The organism is Lactiplantibacillus herbarum (assembly GCF_001039045.1).
In the GTDB taxonomy this organism is placed as follows: domain Bacteria; phylum Bacillota; class Bacilli; order Lactobacillales; family Lactobacillaceae; genus Lactiplantibacillus; species Lactiplantibacillus herbarum.
Window position 1 is genome coordinate 116134 of sequence record NZ_LFEE01000001.1, and the last position, 18239, is coordinate 134372.

Annotated in this window: 15 protein-coding genes and 1 pseudogene; 12 read left to right on the plus strand and 4 right to left on the minus strand. The window is 43.5% G+C overall.

From position 1 onward, the window contains the following. Window positions 1-194: 194 nt before the first annotated feature. The 4 genes and pseudogenes from jag to rpmH all read right to left on the minus strand — a co-directional run bounded on the left by jag (window position 195) and on the right by rpmH (window position 2782). Window positions 195-1106, minus strand: a complete 912-nt coding sequence (gene jag, locus ACG95_RS00535) for an RNA-binding cell elongation regulator Jag/EloR (protein WP_047998616.1) — start codon at window positions 1104-1106, stop codon at window positions 195-197. 237 nt (window positions 1107-1343) lie between these two features. Further along, window positions 1344-2177 (minus strand): annotated as a pseudogene (gene yidC, locus ACG95_RS00540) (membrane protein insertase YidC). Window positions 2178-2192: 15 nt separating this feature from the next. Beyond that, a complete protein-coding gene (gene rnpA / locus ACG95_RS00545; protein ID WP_047998617.1) occupies window positions 2193-2537 on the minus strand; it encodes a ribonuclease P protein component in 345 nt (114 codons plus the stop codon). Window positions 2538-2647: 110 nt separating this feature from the next. After that, window positions 2648-2782, minus strand: a complete 135-nt coding sequence (rpmH, locus tag ACG95_RS14110; RefSeq protein WP_003640225.1) for a 50S ribosomal protein L34 — start codon at window positions 2780-2782, stop codon at window positions 2648-2650. 515 nt (window positions 2783-3297) lie between these two features. On the opposite strand from rpmH, the gene dnaA reads away from it, so the two are divergent. The 12 genes from dnaA to dnaB all read left to right on the plus strand — a co-directional run bounded on the left by dnaA (window position 3298) and on the right by dnaB (window position 18194). Beyond that, a complete protein-coding gene (gene dnaA / locus ACG95_RS00550; RefSeq protein ID WP_047998618.1) occupies window positions 3298-4659 on the plus strand; it encodes a chromosomal replication initiator protein DnaA in 1362 nt (453 codons plus the stop codon). Window positions 4660-4836: 177 nt separating this feature from the next. Beyond that, window positions 4837-5976 (plus strand): DNA polymerase III subunit beta, encoded by a 1140-nt coding sequence (gene dnaN, locus ACG95_RS00555; RefSeq protein ID WP_047998619.1) that lies wholly within the window; start codon window positions 4837-4839, stop codon window positions 5974-5976. Window positions 5977-6502: 526 nt separating this feature from the next. Further along, window positions 6503-6736 carry a S4 domain-containing protein YaaA gene (yaaA, locus tag ACG95_RS00560; protein ID WP_047998620.1) on the plus strand — a complete coding sequence of 78 codons (234 nt, stop codon included), beginning with the start codon at window positions 6503-6505 and terminating at the stop codon, window positions 6734-6736. Next, window positions 6737-7861: a DNA replication/repair protein RecF gene (recF, locus tag ACG95_RS00565; RefSeq protein ID WP_047998621.1), complete on the plus strand. Its 1125-nt coding sequence runs from the start codon at window positions 6737-6739 to the stop codon at window positions 7859-7861. Beyond that, on the plus strand, window positions 7858-9804 hold the full coding sequence (gyrB, locus tag ACG95_RS00570) for a DNA topoisomerase (ATP-hydrolyzing) subunit B (protein WP_047998622.1): 1947 nt from the start codon (window positions 7858-7860) through the stop codon (window positions 9802-9804). Before recF ends, gyrB begins: the two co-directional genes overlap by 4 nt. A 72-nt stretch (window positions 9805-9876) precedes the next feature. Further along, window positions 9877-12444: a DNA gyrase subunit A gene (gyrA, locus tag ACG95_RS00575; RefSeq protein WP_082137269.1), complete on the plus strand. Its 2568-nt coding sequence runs from the start codon at window positions 9877-9879 to the stop codon at window positions 12442-12444. A 390-nt stretch (window positions 12445-12834) separates the two neighbouring features. Further along, complete coding sequence (gene rpsF, locus ACG95_RS00580) at window positions 12835-13134, plus strand: 30S ribosomal protein S6 (protein ID WP_047998623.1); 300 nt, start codon at window positions 12835-12837, stop codon at window positions 13132-13134. 36 nt (window positions 13135-13170) lie between these two features. Next, window positions 13171-13779 (plus strand): single-stranded DNA-binding protein, encoded by a 609-nt coding sequence (gene ssb / locus ACG95_RS00585; RefSeq protein ID WP_047998624.1) that lies wholly within the window; start codon window positions 13171-13173, stop codon window positions 13777-13779. A gap of 35 nt (window positions 13780-13814) precedes the next feature. Further along, complete coding sequence (gene rpsR / locus ACG95_RS00590) at window positions 13815-14051, plus strand: 30S ribosomal protein S18 (RefSeq protein WP_047998625.1); 237 nt, start codon at window positions 13815-13817, stop codon at window positions 14049-14051. A gap of 222 nt (window positions 14052-14273) precedes the next feature. After that, complete coding sequence (locus tag ACG95_RS00595) at window positions 14274-16286, plus strand: DHH family phosphoesterase (protein WP_047998626.1); 2013 nt, start codon at window positions 14274-14276, stop codon at window positions 16284-16286. A gap of 11 nt (window positions 16287-16297) precedes the next feature. Beyond that, window positions 16298-16750 carry a 50S ribosomal protein L9 gene (gene rplI, locus ACG95_RS00600; protein WP_047998627.1) on the plus strand — a complete coding sequence of 151 codons (453 nt, stop codon included), beginning with the start codon at window positions 16298-16300 and terminating at the stop codon, window positions 16748-16750. 16 nt (window positions 16751-16766) lie between these two features. Further along, a complete protein-coding gene (gene dnaB, locus ACG95_RS00605) occupies window positions 16767-18194 on the plus strand; it encodes a replicative DNA helicase (RefSeq protein ID WP_047998628.1) in 1428 nt (475 codons plus the stop codon). Window positions 18195-18239: the final 45 nt, after the last annotated feature.

Here is an 18239-nt window from a genome sequence, read left to right on the forward strand (position 1 = left end):
ATACCATACCAAAATTACTTACAATTAGTTAATAATATGTTTCAAAAAGCAGAAAAAAAGCGCCCAGTCCACGCCACCTTAAAGCGTGAATAAAGCACTTTGACTACTTTATCTAAAAGATAAGAATGATTACCACTTACTATAATAGCTCATCAGTTGTTTGTCAAACGCCTGTTTGCGTTCCTTTTGATGGACTATTTCCGAATCGCAACCACTACGGCACGGGGTGGTTCACGACCCTCAGAAAAAGTGCTGACGTGGTGATTATTAGCTAATTCTGCGTGAATTAATTTACGTTCAAAAGATGGCATGGGGTCTAAGAAAACCTGCTTACCACTTGCAACAACGTCACGCGCCGTACTTTCAGCCAGTCGTGCCAGTGTCGCTTCACGGCGATCACGATAATCGTCAACATCGAGTACCACGTTAACGTGCGATGCCCCGTGATGATTCATATAGACTTGTGCTAGATCCTGTAAAGCATTGATGGTCCGACCGTGCTTACCAATCAAGAGACCCTGTTTAGCCGTATCGAAGTTTAAGTTTGCATAACGATTGCCAAAGTCAACATCCAGGTCAGCGGTCACACCGAGCTCTTTAACCACCGCTAGCATATATTCGCACAGATCACGAACAGCCTGTTCATTGGCCGCTTGCCGCGCTGCAATTTCTTCTGGGGTCCGTTCCCGTTCTGACGTCGTAGCCGCCGCAACTGGAGCAGACGAAGTCCCATTAGAATCAATCCCAGGTTTAGCCGGGGTAACAGCTGGCCTTACGTGAGCATTCGTAGCCGCTTGGGGTTCAACCGAACCCGCATGCGATGGTTGACTGCCACGATCCATTTGCGCATCTGCTTCAATTGATGCTCCTGCATTGCTACTAGGTGTCGCTTGATCCTGACTAATTGGCGCTTGCTTGTCAGCACTCAGCGTTTCAGAAGTGGGTACCGCTGTTAACTGTACTTGTGCAACTTGCTTACCTAAACCTAGGAAGCCCTTCTTAGCTTCGGCGACAACTTCAATTTCCACTTGTTCGCGTGTCAGGCTCATCTGTTGTAGACCAGCCGCGATGGCGGCCTCGACGGTATCACCTTTAAATACAGTCATTGCTGAAATCCTCCTCGTTAAAAATCATGCTTTCATTATAGCATTACAATCCAACCAGGGGACAGTTCGGTTTACCGACGACAACTAATTTAAACTGTTATTAGTAGCAATTATTATGTACGTTTTTATATTTGACCGTTTAGTAAAAACGCTAAGCCTATCTATTCCTATTCTTTCCCTATCACTTCAAATTTACACCACAAAAAAAGACCCACCACATGGCAGGTCCATTTGTATTTAACGTTTATGATTACGAACCGCACGTTTTCTTGCTTTTTCAAGCGTCTTCTTACGGTCACGTTCTGCTTGCTTCTTTGCTTCCCGTTCGCGATTAATCTTGAATGGGTTTTGGATAACTAAGGTTTGTCCAACTTGGAACGCGTTAGAGATCACCCAGTACAGTGACAACGCGGATGGCACGTTGATGGCAGTAATTAAGATAACTACCGGCATCAAGTACGTCATTGAGGTTGTCATACCATTTTGCTCTGGTTGCGACTTCATCGCTAACCATGAGCTAGCAAACGTGAATAACGCTGCTAGGATTGGCAAAATGTAGTACGGATCCTTACTACCCAATTGAAGCCAGAGGAACGAACCAGTCTTCAACGCTTGCGTCCGCCAGATGGCTTGGTACAACGCAATCAGAATTGGCAACTGAACTATTAATGGTAACATGCTAGCCATTGGATGCACGCCGTGTTTGGCGTACAACTTCTTCATCTCTGCTTGGAGCTTCTGCTGAGTTTCCATGTCACGAGATGAATATTGCTTCTGTAAAGCCTTCATCTGTGGCTGAACTTATTGCATCGCTACCATGCTACGAGTTTGGAAGATCATCAATGGTAAGATGATTACTCGAATAATCAACGTGAAGACGATGATCCCGAGTCCATAACTGTGACCGAACAAGTTTGACAACCAGATAATCGCCCGTGAGAAGTTCAAGATGATCAAGCCATCCCAAATCCCGGTGCTATTTTCCGTAATCGGGGCATTACTACACCCGGTCAAAACCAGTGCGATCGCTAGTACGGCCAGCATTGCCAGTATTCTTCTGTACTTTTTCAAACGAATGTCCTCACTTTAATCATTGTCCAGCAGGTGCGCTAGCTTTAGCGCATGGCTTAGATAAGCTTTGGTTTCGGCTTGCGACTTACCGGCAACGGTTGGTCGGGCAATAACGAGAAAGTCAGCATCTTGTTTAAGCTGTGGCTTTAACTCAGTGATCGATTGCCGAATCCGGCGCTTGACCCAATTACGTGCTACGGCGTTCCCAATCTTTTTACCGACTGAGATTCCGACACGAAAATGGGGCTGCTCCGGTTTTTCCAAAACGTAAATGACAAAGCGACGATTGGCATACGAGTTGCGGGTTTCAAAAACTTGTTGGAACTCAGTTTCCTTTTTGACCCGATATGATTTTCGCATAATCCATCTCCATGTGTGCGCTCAAGCTTTTGAGCGAATTGCTACACGACTTTACAGCCCTAGACGCCTGGTCTAGGACTGTAAAGAAAAAGCCACTGATTATCAGTGGCCTATGCAGACAATACTTTTCTGCCTCGTTGGCGTCGACGAGCTAACACCTTACGGCCGTTACTAGTGCTCATACGTTTGCGGAAACCATGAACGCGTTGACGATGGCGTTTCTTTGGTTGGTAAGTTCTCTTCATCATGACACCTCCTTCTCTATAATGACATGAATCAATTCGATTAAGTCGTTATTTTCAAAACGCAGTTTAAACCTAAACGCATTTCCTGACTATAATAGCATATATTTTTTTATTTGAAAACCTGTAAATCAAATTTTCGCCTTAAAACTAGGCTAAGTAAGGTAATATAAATTTATTTTTTTGCGGATTACGCTGTGGACGATGAAATAACAACTTTCCGTTATCCTCAGATTACGCACAGCTTTTTCGACAAAATAACGGGGTGTTATTTAGTTATCCACAGGACGCATTTTTCGTGTGCATAACCTCCGCAACCTCAATAATACTAGGAATGACTTTCAACCAAATTTTGTGGATAACTATAAAAAATCTGAAAACCTTTTTCTTTTTGAACAAGCTGTGAATTTCATAATCCACTCTTGTGATTTTCATCTATTTTCATTTGTCCACTTGTGGAAAACTCAATATGTTCATGCTAAAATAGAATTACGTTTTTTAAGAAAAGGGGTATCCACGTGCTGGAACGTAATGACTTATGGAATCTCATTAAGTTCTCTATGGAACAAGATCTTTCAAAGATCACGTTTCAAACGTTTGTCGAACCGGCAAAACCGCTTCAACTCGATAAAGCTCAGATGACGATCGAAGTTCCCACACAACTTCATCGTGATTACTGGGAAAAAAACTTGGCTGCAAAGTTTTCGGACATTGCATTACAAGCGACTCACGAGCAGATTCGGCCGGTGATGATAACGGAAGAAGAACGTCAGCAGCTTACGAAAGAATCGCAAGCGCCTACCGGTAACGTTGCAACTGGCAAAAAGCCAACTGTAACTACCCCCACATTTATGCGGGAAACGAAACTCAACCCGAAATATACTTTTGATACTTTCGTGATCGGCAAAGGGAACCAAATGGCTCATGCCGCCGCGTTAGTTGTGTCGGAAGAACCCGGCAAGATGTATAATCCGTTGTTTTTCTACGGGGGCGTTGGTCTGGGTAAAACCCACCTAATGCACGCTATCGGTAACAAATTATTAGAGACGAATCCAGATTGTAACATCAAATACGTTACGAGTGAATCCTTCACTAATGAATTGATCAATGCGATTCAAACTAAGAAACAAGAAGCGTTCAGAGAAGAGTACCGGAACGTTGATTTACTGCTGGTTGATGATATTCAATTTTTTGCTAATAAAGAAGCAACTCAAGAAGAGTTCTTCCATACATTTAATGCTTTATACGAAGATGACAAACAAATCGTTTTAACATCCGACCGGTTGCCTAATGAAATCCCGCAACTGCAAGACCGTTTAGTTTCAAGATTCAAATGGGGACTATCCGTTGATATTACCCCACCAGATCTCGAAACACGAATTGCGATTCTGCGTAATAAAGCTGATCTCGAAAGAATTGAAATTCCCGACGATACGTTAAGTTATATTGCCGGTCAGATTGATTCAAATGTCCGTGAATTGGAGGGCGCACTTGCAAGGGTTCAAGCTTATTCGCGTCTAAATAATTCGCCAATCACAACTAGTTTAGTTGCTGATGCGTTGAAGAGCCTGCACTTAAGCAGTAAACTGTCAGAAGTCTCGATCCCTATCATTCAGGAAAAGGTGGCCAAACATTTCCACGTTACTATGGCTGACCTTAAAGGGAAAAAGCGCAACAAACAGATCGTCATACCGCGGCAAATCGCTATGTACCTATCACGGGAATTAACTGACAGTTCGCTACCACGAATCGGTAACGAGTTTGGTGGCAAGGATCATACCACTGTCATTCACTCCTATGATAAGATTGCAGCTGCGTTAAAAACAGACTTAAATCTACAAAAAACGATCGACGATTTGACTAATCAGCTAAAAGCTTAGTGTGGATAAAAAAGAATAAGTCTAAAAGTTTTCCACAGCTTACACACATGTGGAAAACTCTATAGCCTGTAGGATTCAACTTGTTTTCCACAGTACCCACCGCCCTACTATTACTACGAACTTTTATTTATTAATCTATATCTAGTGTTTCGTCGCTAGTAAAAGGAGTTTTCAAATATGAAATTCACGATCAACCGATCAGCATTTATTAAAGAATTGAACAATGTCCAACGTGCAATTTCCTCTAAGACCACGATTCCCATATTAACGGGATTAAAGTTAGACGTGAACACAGATGCCATTACATTAACCGGTAGCGATGCAGATATTTCTATCGAAACCACGATTCCTGCTAACGATGACAACAATACGTTAGTCGTTGAAGACGCTGGTTCAATCGTTTTACCTGCTCGTTTCTTCAGTGAAATCGTCAAAAAGTTACCTGAAGACACAATGACAGTAAACGTCAGCGATGGTTTTCAAACTCAGATTACTTCTGGGGCCGCATCATTTACCATTAATGGACTTGATCCTGAAAACTACCCTCACTTACCAGAAATTGATAACACCAATACGATTACTTTAGCTGGTGACGTCCTTAAAGAACTTATCAGCCAGACCGTTATTGCTGTTTCAACTCAAGAAAGTCGGCCAATTCTTACTGGGGTTCATTTTATCTTGGCCAACGGTGAATTCTTAGCTGTAGCAACGGATTCACACCGGTTGAGTCAACGGAAGATCAAATTACCAGAAGCTAATAATGCCGATTATGACGTTATCATCCCTGGTAAAAGCCTAGTTGAGTTGTCACGAATGATTGGTGACAACAATCCCGATGTTCAAATGCGTTTATCTGAAAACCAAGTGCTCTTTGTTTTGGGTAACACTTCGTTCTATTCACGACTGTTGGAAGGTAATTACCCAGATACAACCCGTTTGATTCCAAAAGAATCGAATACAATCGTTGAAATTGCGGCACCAGCATTATCAGCTGCAATTGAACGGGCATCACTTTTATCTCATGAAAGTCGCAATAACGTAGTTCGTTTCTCAGTAAACCCAACTGACAAGACCATTACGATCTTCGGGAATTCTCCTGATGTCGGTGAAGTGACGGAACAACTACAACCAACGGAACTTTCTGGTGAAGAACTTGAAATTTCGTTTAATCCTGATTACATGAAAGAAGCACTACGCTCATTTGGGCAAGCCGTGATCAAGATTTCATTCACGATGGCGTTACGGCCATTCACACTGGTTCCAACTGAAGAAGGCGAAAACTTTATTCAGCTGATTACCCCAGTTCGAACGTTTTAATTAACTGAATAAATATACAAAAAGGTGTGCACGCCAGCTGACGTGCACACCTTTTTATTTGGCTATAATTAGCGCACAAACCCTTGTTTGTTGGGTGTATGATGTGATGTAACTTTTGAAGTTCTATCCAAATGTATATAACTGTATTCTGGTTAATACGCATCAATTCTAGTTTCAGCTAGTTGCGGTTCGAGTCGTCATACCAGCACCCTGAACATAAGGTTATCAGTCGATTGTCATAAGTTTGACATTAGTAAACGAGTACTAACTAGCTTTCAAACTAGATTTATGGGTAAAAAACAATATATTTTATTAAAATACGGCAATTTATGGGAATTTCAGCAAATTTACCCCTAGGCCAGTACCCCGACATTAATTTGGCTTAAATCGGCTTAAAATGGCTCTGAGCACCGTTAAAAATTGAATTTTCACAAAAAAACAAGTATAATATATTCTGTTAGGAGTCGCTTTAAGCGCTCCAGATAGTCGCGTAATAACTTGTAGTTGAAAGAGGCAGGTGAACATTGTGAAAGAAAAAGTCGAAATTATAACGCCTTACATTACGTTGGGCCAGCTTTTAAAAGAAACCGGTATTATCAGTACGGGTGGTCAAGCAAAGTGGTTTTTACAGGAAACGCTCGTTTTAGTGAATGAAGAAGCAGATAATCGTCGCGGACGTAAACTCTATCCTGGCGATACAATCGAAGTTGCTAAAAACGGGATCTTTTTAATTACTACCGATCGAGAAACGACTGATTAGATGTACTTAGAAAATTTAGTGCTTCATGATTTTCGCAATTATGCGGACTTGACGATTGATTTTGATCAAGGCGTTAACGTGTTGCTAGGTGAAAATGCGCAGGGTAAGACTAACTTACTAGAAGCAATCTACGTGTTGGCGCTAACTCGCAGTCATCGTACCGCTAATGACAAGGAATTAATTCGTTGGCAAGCAGCCACGGCAACGCTTAAAGGACGGCTACACAAAACTACCGGATCCGTACCGTTGGAGTTAGAAATAGGACGGCATGGTAAACGTGCACGGGTTAACCACTTGGAGCAGGCAAAACTGTCACAATACGTGGGCAACCTAAATGTCATTGTCTTTGCGCCCGAGGATCTATCGATCGTTAAGGGAGCGCCGGCAGTTCGGCGCCGCTTCATGGACATGGAGTTTGGTCAGATGAGTCCTAAGTACCTGTACAATTTAAGCCAGTATCGTACCATTCTCAAACAACGTAATCAGTATTTACGCCAGTTGAATCGGCAACAGGCTAAAGATAAGGTTTACTTAGGTGTCTTGTCGGACCAGCTAGCCGCATTTGGTGCGGAGATTATTCATAAACGCCTACAGTTACTACAACAGCTTGAAAAGTGGGCTCAGGCCGTACACAGTGAAATTACGCAGCAACAGGAACAACTGACATTTCATTATGTCACTCAGATTCCGGTTGAAGATCAAACTTCAATCGAACATATTTATCAGACATTACAGACGCTCTATGCGCAACAGCAAGCCAAAGAGATCTTTCAAGGAACGACCTTACTTGGGCCGCACCGTGATGATCTGCAATTCAGTGTTAATGACCGCAACGTGCAGACGTTTGGATCACAAGGGCAGCAGCGGACAACCGCGCTGTCTGTCAAATTAGCTGAAATTGACTTGATGAAAGCAGAAACCGGTGAATATCCGGTTTTATTATTGGACGATGTCTTGTCAGAATTAGACGCTGCTCGGCAGACCCACCTGTTAACAGCGATTCAAGATAAAGTGCAGACTTTTCTAACCACGCCGAGTCTTGACGGGGTGGCCCGCAAATTAATTAACGCGCCTAAAGTATTTGAAATTAGTCACGGCACTTTACATGAGGAGGAACCGCATTGACCGAAATTGAAAAAGAAACCAAGCTTGAACAGGCTCGTGAATATGATGCCAGTCAGATTCAAGTTTTGGAAGGCCTAGAAGCTGTCCGGAAACGTCCCGGAATGTATATCGGTACCACTAGTAGTCAAGGACTCCACCACTTGGTATGGGAAATTGTGGATAATGGGATCGATGAAGCGTTAGCTGGTTTTGCTGATGTTATTCATGTGACCGTTGAAAAGGATAATAGTATTACGGTGACTGATAATGGCCGTGGGATTCCAGTTGATATTCAGAAGAAGACTGGGAAACCCGCACTAGAAACGGTCTATACGATTCTTCATGCTGGTGGTAAGTTTGGCGGCGGCGGATACAAAGTTTCCGGTGGGCTACACGGTGTTGGTGCGTCCGTTGTTAACGCGTTGTCAGAGACATTAGATGTCAAAGTTACGCGTAACGGCCACGTTTACGGCATGGACTTCGAACGGGGTAAAGTTAAGACGCCAATGAAGATCGTCGGTGACGCCCCAGAAGATGCTCATGGGACTGCCGTTCATTTTGTTCCAGATCCTGATATTTTCCGTGAAACGACGGTTTACGATATTAATATCTTAACGACGCGGATTCGCGAATTAGCATTCTTGAACAAAGGGTTGCGGATTACGATTCGGGATAACCGCCCAGAAGAACCAACCGAAGATGACTTCCTGTATGAAGGTGGGATTCGTCATTACGTTGAATATTTAGATAAAAACAAGACCGTTTTGTTCCCCGAACCAATCTACGTTGAAGGTGAACAAAACGGGATCACCGTTGAAGTTGCGATTCAGTATACTGATGATTACCACAGTAACTTGATGACTTTTACAAATAACATTCATACGTACGAAGGTGGGACCCATGAAGAAGGCTTTAAACGGGCTTTAACACGGGTGATCAATGATTACGCACGTAAGAATAATTTGTTGAAGGATAACGACGCGAACCTATCTGGTGAAGACGTTCGTGAAGGGATGACAGCAGTTGTCAGCGTTAAGCATCCTGATCCACAGTTTGAAGGTCAAACGAAGACTAAACTTGGTAACTCGGATGCACGAGCAGCGGTTGATCGCTTATTCTCAGAGCACTTTAACAAGTTCTTGATGGAAAACCCAAGTGTTGCACGGAAAGTCGTTGATAAGGGCTTACTAGCCTCTAAAGCACGAGTTGCCGCTAAGCGCGCACGGGAAGTCACTCGTAAAAAGAGTGGTTTGGAAATCAGTAATTTACCTGGGAAGTTAGCTGACAACAGTAGCAAGGATCCTGAAATCAGTGAATTATTCATTGTCGAAGGGGATTCTGCCGGTGGTTCTGCTAAGCAGGGACGTTCACGCTTAACTCAAGCGATCTTACCTATTCGTGGGAAGATTCTGAACGTTGAAAAGGCCAGTATCGATAAGATTCTAGCTAACGAAGAAATCCGGTCGCTATTTACTGCGATGGGAACTGGTTTTGGTGGGGACTTTGATCTCAGCAAGGCTAACTATCACAAGCTGATCATCATGACCGATGCCGATGTCGATGGGGCCCATATTCGGACACTGTTATTGACGTTGTTCTATCGCTACATGCGGCCACTGGTTGATGCGGGCTTCGTCTACATTGCTCAGCCACCGTTGTATCAAGTACGACAAGGGAAATTCATGAAGTATATTGACTCGGATGAAGAATTGACTGAAGTGATGGGGCAATTAGCACCGTCACCAAAACCAGTTGTTCAACGATACAAAGGGCTTGGTGAAATGGATGCCGAACAATTATGGGAAACCACGATGGATCCAGAAAGACGTCGCTTATTACGAGTTCGTGATGAAGATGCCGTGGATGCTGACGGGGTGTTCTCCATGTTGATGGGTGATCAAGTTAAGCCACGTCGTGAATTTATTGAAGATAATGCCGAGTTCGTCCAGGATCTGGATGTTTAGCGTGTGAAGTTGATTGCACATTAAAAGGCACAACTTTAACAACGGCAAAATGGATGAAGGAGGACGAATATTTTGGCTGATTCAGATTTATCGAATAATCGTATATCAGATGTGAACCTCTCCAAAACCATGCGGACGTCATTTTTAAGCTACGCGATGAGTGTTATCGTTGCGCGGGCGCTACCGGATGTACGAGACGGTTTGAAACCAGTTCACCGTCGTATTCTTTACGGCATGAGCGAATTGGGTGTGACCCCGGATAAGCCGTATAAGAAGTCGGCCCGGATCGTCGGAGACGTTATGGGGAAGTACCATCCCCATGGTGACTCCGCAATTTATGAATCAATGGTGCGGATGGCACAAGATTTTAGCTACCGTTACATGTTGGTTGATGGTCACGGGAACTTTGGTTCTGTCGATGGTGACGGTGCCGCTGCCATGCGGTATACCGAAGCCCGATTGAGTAAAATTGCGGTTGAAATGCTGCGAGATATTAATAAAAACACGGTTGATTACCAACCTAACTATGATGATACCGAACGGGAACCATCTGTTTTACCAGCGCGTTTCCCTAACCTGTTAGTTAACGGGGCAACCGGGATCGCCGTTGGGATGACAACCAATATTCCACCGCACAACTTGGCCGAAGTTATCTCAGCAATTCATTTGCTAATGGATAATGAAGATGCAACGACTGCGGACTTGATGGAAGTTTTACCAGGACCCGATTTTCCAACTGGCGGGATCGTCATGGGAAAATCCGGTATTCGGAAGGCTTATGAGACTGGTCGCGGGAACATTATTGTTCGTGCTAAAGTCGATATTCAAGAACAGAAGAATGGTAAAGAGCGGATCATTGTGACGGAATTGCCATACATGGTCAATAAGGCCAAGTTAATTGAACGTATTGCGGGCTTAGCGCGTGATAAAGAAATTGAAGGCATTACTGATATCAACGATGAAAGTGACCGCGAAGGGATGCGCGTCGTTATCGACGTGCGTCGTGATGCTAGTGCTTCAGTTATTTTGAACAACCTGTACAAAATGACGTTGATGCAAACCAACTTTGGTTTCAATATGCTGGCCATTGTTAAGGGCGCACCTAAAGTTCTAAGTTTGAAGCAAATTTTGACTTATTACTTGGAACACCAAGAAAGTGTTATTCGGCGCCGGACGGAATTTGATCTTAAAAAGGCGCAAGCCCGGGCTCATATTCTTGAAGGATTAAGAATTGCACTCGATCACATCGATGAAATTATCTCAATCATTCGTCAGTCACAAACGAGTGAAGTTGCGAAGAATCAGTTGATGGATAACTACGGTTTATCAGACAAGCAGGCGCAAGCCATCTTGGATATGCGTTTAGTTCGATTAACTGGTTTGGAACGTGAAAAGATTGAGAGTGAATACCAAGACTTATTGAAGGCCATTGCGGACTACAAGGAAATCTTGGCAAGTAAAGAACGTCTTAACCAAATTATTTACGAAGAATTGATGGAAATTCAACGTAAATTTGGGGATGAACGTCGGACTGAATTATTAGTCGGTGAAGTACTAAGCCTCGAAGATGAAGACTTGATTGAAGAAGAGGAAGTCGCTGTAACGTTGACCCACAATGGTTACGTTAAGCGCCTACCAACAACTGAATTCAAGTCACAACATCGTGGTGGTCGTGGGATTCAAGGGATGGACGTGCATGATGACGACTTCATTGAACACCTGTTAACGACATCAACTCATGATGTGTTACTCTTCTTCACCAATGCAGGTAAGGTTTACCGGATGAAAGCTTATGAGATTCCAGAATATGGTCGAACAGCTAAGGGGATTCCAGTAATTAACTTGCTAGGTGTGAATACCGGTGAGAAGATTCAGGCGGTCGTCAATGTCTCTGGCGATGCCAGTGATTCTGACAAGTTCCTGTTCTTTACCACGGTCAAAGGGGTCGTTAAACGGACGCCGGTTCAGGAATTCTCTAATATCCGTAGTAATGGTCTGAAAGCTATTACGTTGAAGGATGACGATGAACTGATCGGGGTTACGGTAACGGACGGTCATCAGAACGTGATTATCGGGACTCATGACGGTTATGCCGTTAGCTTCGATGAAACCACGGTTCGTTCTATGGGACGGACAGCTTCTGGTGTTCGTGGGATTCGTCTACGCGATGACGACTTTGTCATTGGCTTTGACCTTCTCAAGTCGGATAGTAAAGTCTTTATCATCACCGAAAAGGGTTATGGTAAACAGACACCTGCTGCTGATTACCCAATTAAGGGTCGTGGCGGTAAGGGGATTAAGACAGCGAACGTGACGGAGAAAAACGGTCACTTAGCTGGCTTAACAACTATCGATGGTAGCGAGGACATCATGGTTATGACTGATCAAGGGGTCATGATTCGTTTCAACATTGCCACGGTTTCACAAACTGGCCGGGCAACGTTGGGTGTTCGTTTAATTCGTTTGGATGATGGCGGCAAGGTTGCAACGATGGCGAAGGTTGATCCTGAACCAGACGTTGAACCCGCAGCTGAAACGGATGAAACTACCGATGCGACGGCTACTGATGATGCAACGACCACGGATACAGTGGTGGCTGATGTTGCAGCTGAAGAACCAGACACCAATACTGAAGACTAAAACAAAATAGTAAGTCAGTAAAAGAAGAGGAAGTCCAATGACGCCAGTATCTGGTGCGATTGGACTTCTTTTTTGCTTATTCAAATGATCAAGTTGGCAGAAAAAGCTCAGTTGTAAGGCGATTAAGCCATAGAAAAAGGACAGTTAGTTGGCTTGAAGAATCAGAAAATAAAAAATTTCCCGGGAAATAAAATGAGAATCGGTCGACTTCAACGTAACTGGTAGTGTAACAAGCTAATGGTTTTTTTGCTTCAGTCGGCCGTTTCAACCCTTGCAACAAAATGCTATAGATGCTATACTTTAAATTCGTGAGTATCTGGGGACTTCCCAGATTACTTTCCTTGCTCTTCAAAAAGAAGGGCCAGAAGTCCATAAGGAGGTGCAAATTTCATGAGTGAATCTAAGAAATATGAAATTACTTACATCGTACGCCCAGACATCGACGACGCTGCTAAAACAGCTTTAGTTGAACGTTTTGACAAAATCTTAACTGATAACGGTGCACAAGTAATTGATTCAAAAGATTGGTCAAAGCGTCGTTTCGCATACGAAATCGGTGGTTTTAACGAAGGTACTTACCATATCGTTAACGTAACTGCTACTGATGACGCTGCTTTAAACGAATTCGACCGTCTTTCAAAGATCAATGATGACATTTTACGTCACATGATCGTTAAACGCGAAGACTAATAAACAAAATCATTTTCAAGAGAGGAGCACTTCTGCATGATTAACCGTACAGTTCTTGTTGGCCGACTAACAAGAGATCCGGAATTACGTTACACGAATGGTGGTGCCGCTGTTGCGACCTTCACCATTGCCGTAAACCGGCAATTTACGAACCAAAGTGGGGAACGTGAAGCAGATTTCATCAGTTGCGTCATTTGGCGTAAGGCTGCTGAAAATTTCGCTAACTTTACCCATAAAGGTTCACTTGTTGGCATCGATGGTCGGATTCAAACCCGTAACTATGAGAACCAACAGGGTACGCGTGTTTACGTCACAGAAGTTGTCGCTGATAACTTTTCATTATTAGAATCACGCGCAGAGTCTGAACGTCATCAGGCTGCAAATGGTGGTAGTAATAACAATTACAGTAACAATAACGGTAATTCGAATTACAACAACAATAGTAATGGATACAGTAATCAAGGCCAAAATGAGGCTCCTCAACAATCATCAACGAATAACAATAATAATCCGTTTGGTAATGGGAATACTGGTAATGCTAGTAGCAGTGCTCCAACGAGCAATGCGAATAACAATAATCAGGCTGACCCATTTGCTAATAGCGGGGATCAAATTGATATCTCGGACGATGATTTACCATTCTAGTAGCTTAGCTACGAATATCGAGGAGGGAAATACCAATGGCACAACAAAGAAGAGGTGGCCATCGTCGTCGTAAAGTCGACTTTATCGCCGCAAACCACATCGAATACATCGATTACAAGGATACCGACTTATTACGTCGTTTTATCTCAGAACGTGGGAAGATCTTGCCACGTCGAGTAAGCGGTACTAGCGCAAAGAACCAACGTTCATTAACGATTGCAATCAAGCGCGCTCGGATCATGGGCTTATTAGCCTTCGTATCTGAAGAATAAATCAGTATTTCAAAACCACAGACTTTTAGGCTGTGGTTTTTATTTTACCTTAATATTGGCGATGATTACCGTAAATGAGCCTATCAGAGCCATCTAACTAAGCGTTAGTTAGGCGTTCGGAGATAGGTAAGCGTTTGCTAAGATTGAGACGAAACGCTGAAGCAATCGGTGGTTTGTGATAAAATATAGTCATTACTTGAGAAGGCTTGAGGAATTTTTAATATGAAAAAGATCTTTTCGCGCGAAAAAATTCCATTTTTCTTACAAAATCAACAGTTGCGGTTGTTAGCGTTAGTCATCATGGGCTTATCGCTAATTATGCTGGTAACTGGTTATTTGATGAACTGGATTTTTGGGACTGTTATCCTCATCTTAATTATTATGGCTGGGGTAATGTCCTACAATACGCTGATTGAGCTGAGTTCGAGTGCCAATGAATACATATCCGACTTGTCGTACCGGATTAAGCGTGGGGAACAAGAAGCGCTGATTCAAATGCCGATTGGAATCATGATCTTCAATACTGACCAAACGATTGAATGGATTAATCCTTATTTACAGCGGTATTTTGGCGACAAAGACGTTCTTGGCTATCGGTTAGAAGAGGTTGATGCTGAGTTAGCAGCAACGATCAATGCTAATGTGGAAGAGTCAACGACGATTCGCTGGCAGGACTATCAATTCGATCTACGCGTGCAACAGAGTACTAATACGGTGTACATGATGGATGTCACTAAGTACGCTGAACTAACGGACCAGTTTGAAGATGAGAAGCTAGTCATTGGTCAGATCTTTTTGGATAACTACGATGAGATTACGCAATCAATGGCGGACACCGATATTTCTAATCTGAATAACTACGTCACTAATGAGTTGTCGAAGTGGACGCAGATGTTCGGTATGTATCTTAAACGACTTGATGACGATCATTTCTTCCTATTAGGTTATGCTAGTAGCTTACGCCGTGTTGAAGAGAATAAGTTCAGAATTTTGGATCGGATTCGTGAATCAACGTCTAAACAGAATTTCCCGTTAACGTTAAGTATTGGGATCGCTTATGGCGAACGGAATATGAATAATTTAGCTGACTTGGCTCAGAGCAACATGGACCTCGCGCTTGGACGTGGTGGGGATCAAGTTGTCGTGAGAGCTGAGGATGAACCCGCTCGTTTCTACGGTGGTAAGACGAACCCGATGGAAAAACGGACCCGGGTTCGTGCCCGCATGATCAGTCAAACGTTGCAAGAATTAATGAACCAATCCGATCAGGTCTTTGTGCAAGGACACCGTCAACCAGATATGGATGCGGTTGGCGCTTGTTTGGGATTACGACGGATTGCGGAGATGAATGGCAAGCAGTGTTGGATCGTGTTAGATGAGCAAAACGTTCATTCAGACATTCAACGACTGTTGGATCAACTAAAGAATGATGAAAATATTGCAGCATCAATCATTTCGCCCGCAGAGGCACTAGAGAAGGCCACTGATCAAAGTTTATTGATTATGGCAGATCATTCCAAGCCAAGTATTTCAATGTCGCAGGCGCTTTATGAGCGGCTAGATAACCGCGTGATGATTATTGATCATCATCGTCGGGGCGAAGAATTTCCTGAAAACCCAGTTTTGGTTTATATTGAACCATATGCTTCGTCAACTTGTGAGTTGATTACTGAAATGTTTGAATATCAATCACACGATGCGGAACCAATCAATAAGATCGAAGCCACAGCGATGCTAACGGGGATCGTTATTGATACTAAGTCGTTCTCGTTACGTTCAGGTTCACGAACCTTTGATGCGGCTAGTTATTTACGTTCAGCTGGGGCAGATGCCTTATTGGTTCAACAATTCATGAAGGAAAATGTCGATAGTTACTTACAACGTAACCATCTGATTGAATCCGTTGAATTTGTGAACCAGGACATGGCACTGTGTGTTGGTGAAAATGATCAGGTCTATGATCCGGTAACGGCGGCTCAGGCAGCCGATTCGCTACTTGCAATGTCCGGAGTAGACGCTTCATTTGTGATTACCCGTCGTGAAGACGGCCGGGTTGGTATTTCTGCACGCTCACTAGGTGAGATCAACGTGCAGGTCTATATGGAAGCACTTGGTGGCGGTGGTCACTTATCGAACGCCGCAACCCAAGTTGAAGGTCAATCAGTTGATGAAGTTAAGCAGTCGTTGATCGATTTATTAACAGCGAGTGATGACGCAACGTCAGAATCTAATTAGGAGTGAGTCAGATGGAAGTTATTTTTTTAAGTGATGTTCGTGGTAAGGGTAAACGTGGTCAAATCAAGAATGTGCCAGATGGTTACGCACAAAATTTCTTGATTAAAAAGGGTTTAGCTAAGGAAGCGACTAAGGTTGCTGTTAACACTTTGAAAGCTGAACAGAAGTCCGAAGCAGCACGTGCTGCTGAAGAATTGGCTGAAGCTAAGGAAACAAAGACTTCTTTAGAAGATGACGCAACGGTAGTTGAATTAACTGCGAAAGCTGGGACTGACGGTCGCTTATTCGGCTCGATTCCTAGCAAGCAGATTGCTAAAGCCTTGGATGAACAATACCAAGTTAAGTTAGATAAACGTAAGATTGAATTATCAGAACCAATTCGTGTTCTGGGCTACACAAACGTGCCCGTTAAGTTACACCCAGAAGTAACGGCGAAAATTCGCGTGCACGTTGTCGAAAAGTAAAAGGACGGATTTTTAAATGAACAACGACGTGCTGGATCAGACCCCACCACAAAATATTGAAGCTGAACAAGCGGTTTTGGGGGCCGTTTTCTTAAATAGTGATGCCCTTGTTGAAGCGATGGAGTTTGTGGAATCACAGGATTTCTATCGCCGAGCACATCAAATCATTTTTGCCAGCATGGTAACTCTCAATGATCGTGATGAAGCGATTGATGCGGTGACTGTCAGTGATTTATTGACGGCCCAGAATCAATTAGACGACGTTGGTGGCATGGGTTACATTGCGGAGTTAGCCGGATCAGTGCCAACTGCGGCTAATGCTGGTTACTATGCCAAGATCGTCTCACAAAAGGCAACGGTTCGCCGGTTAATCAAAACGGCTACTGAAATCACTCAGAAGGCCTATACCGAAAATGATGATGTCACGACGCTGTTAGATGATGCTGAACGTGACATCATGAACGTGTCGGAACAACGTAATCAGAGTGGTTTTAAAGCGATTGCTGACGTGTTGAATTCTTCAATCGAAGAAATTGACCGTTTGTATCAAAATGATGATGATATTACAGGTTTACCAACCGGGTTCGCTGAACTCGATAAAATGACAGCCGGACTACAGCCTGATAACTTGATTATCCTGGCCGCCCGTCCTGCTGTTGGTAAAACGGCTTTTGCCCTGAATATTGCTCAAAATGTGGCCACTAAGACTAACACGACCGTCGCTTTGTTCAGTTTGGAAATGAGTGCTGAATCGTTAGTTAACCGGATGCTCTGTGCGGAAGGTAGTATCGACGCTGGTCACTTACGAACTGGGCAGTTGAACGAAGAAGAGTGGGAACACTTGGTGGTTGCCATGGGGAGTCTATCGAAAGCTAGTATCTATATTGACGATACTCCCGGAATTAAGATGTCTGAGATTCGGGCGAAGAGTCGGCGATTGGCAAAGGAACAGGGTAACCTGGGACTGATCGTAGTCGATTACTTGCAACTGATCGAAGGTAGTGGTCAGGAAAGTCGGCAACAGGAAGTTTCTGAGATTTCACGGCAGATGAAGAAATTAGCCAAAGAAATTGGAATTCCAGTTATCGCATTATCACAGCTATCACGTGGTGTTGAACAACGACAGGATAAACGTCCGGTCATGTCAGATATCCGTGAATCAGGGTCAATTGAACAAGATGCTGATATTGTTGCCTTCCTATATCGTGAAGATTATTATCGTGATGAAGGTGAGGATGGCGACGGCGGCGGAAACTTTGGTGGCGGAGGTGGCGACTTCAACGGCGGTGATCCGCGGGACGAAGACGCATCTGATGACGTTGGTGAAGTTGAAGTTATTATCGAAAAAAACCGTGCGGGTGCACGGGGGACCGTTAAGTTATTGTTCGTTAAACCGTTCAATAAGTTCTCGTCAGTTTCCTATGCGCAGGACCCACAAATGTAATCAAAGAGAGTGTGACCAAAGCCGGTTAGTTGCTGAGCATAGCCT

What these genes read in the sequence shown, in the direction of transcription:
- jag (WP_047998616.1), bottom strand. Translation starts at nt 1,106, where the DNA reads ATGACTGTATTTAAAGGTGATACCGTCGAGGCCGCCATCGCGGCTGGT.
- rnpA (WP_047998617.1), bottom strand. Translation starts at nt 2,537, where the DNA reads ATGCGAAAATCATATCGGGTCAAAAAGGAAACTGAGTTCCAACAAGTT.
- rpmH (WP_003640225.1), bottom strand. Translation starts at nt 2,782, where the DNA reads ATGAAGAGAACTTACCAACCAAAGAAACGCCATCGTCAACGCGTTCAT.
- dnaN (WP_047998619.1), top strand. Translation starts at nt 4,837, where the DNA reads ATGAAATTCACGATCAACCGATCAGCATTTATTAAAGAATTGAACAAT.
- recF (WP_047998621.1), top strand. Translation starts at nt 6,737, where the DNA reads ATGTACTTAGAAAATTTAGTGCTTCATGATTTTCGCAATTATGCGGAC.
- rpsF (WP_047998623.1), top strand. Translation starts at nt 12,835, where the DNA reads ATGAGTGAATCTAAGAAATATGAAATTACTTACATCGTACGCCCAGAC.
- ssb (WP_047998624.1), top strand. Translation starts at nt 13,171, where the DNA reads ATGATTAACCGTACAGTTCTTGTTGGCCGACTAACAAGAGATCCGGAA.
- rpsR (WP_047998625.1), top strand. Translation starts at nt 13,815, where the DNA reads ATGGCACAACAAAGAAGAGGTGGCCATCGTCGTCGTAAAGTCGACTTT.
- ACG95_RS00595 (WP_047998626.1), top strand. Translation starts at nt 14,274, where the DNA reads ATGAAAAAGATCTTTTCGCGCGAAAAAATTCCATTTTTCTTACAAAAT.
- rplI (WP_047998627.1), top strand. Translation starts at nt 16,298, where the DNA reads ATGGAAGTTATTTTTTTAAGTGATGTTCGTGGTAAGGGTAAACGTGGT.
- dnaB (WP_047998628.1), top strand. Translation starts at nt 16,767, where the DNA reads ATGAACAACGACGTGCTGGATCAGACCCCACCACAAAATATTGAAGCT.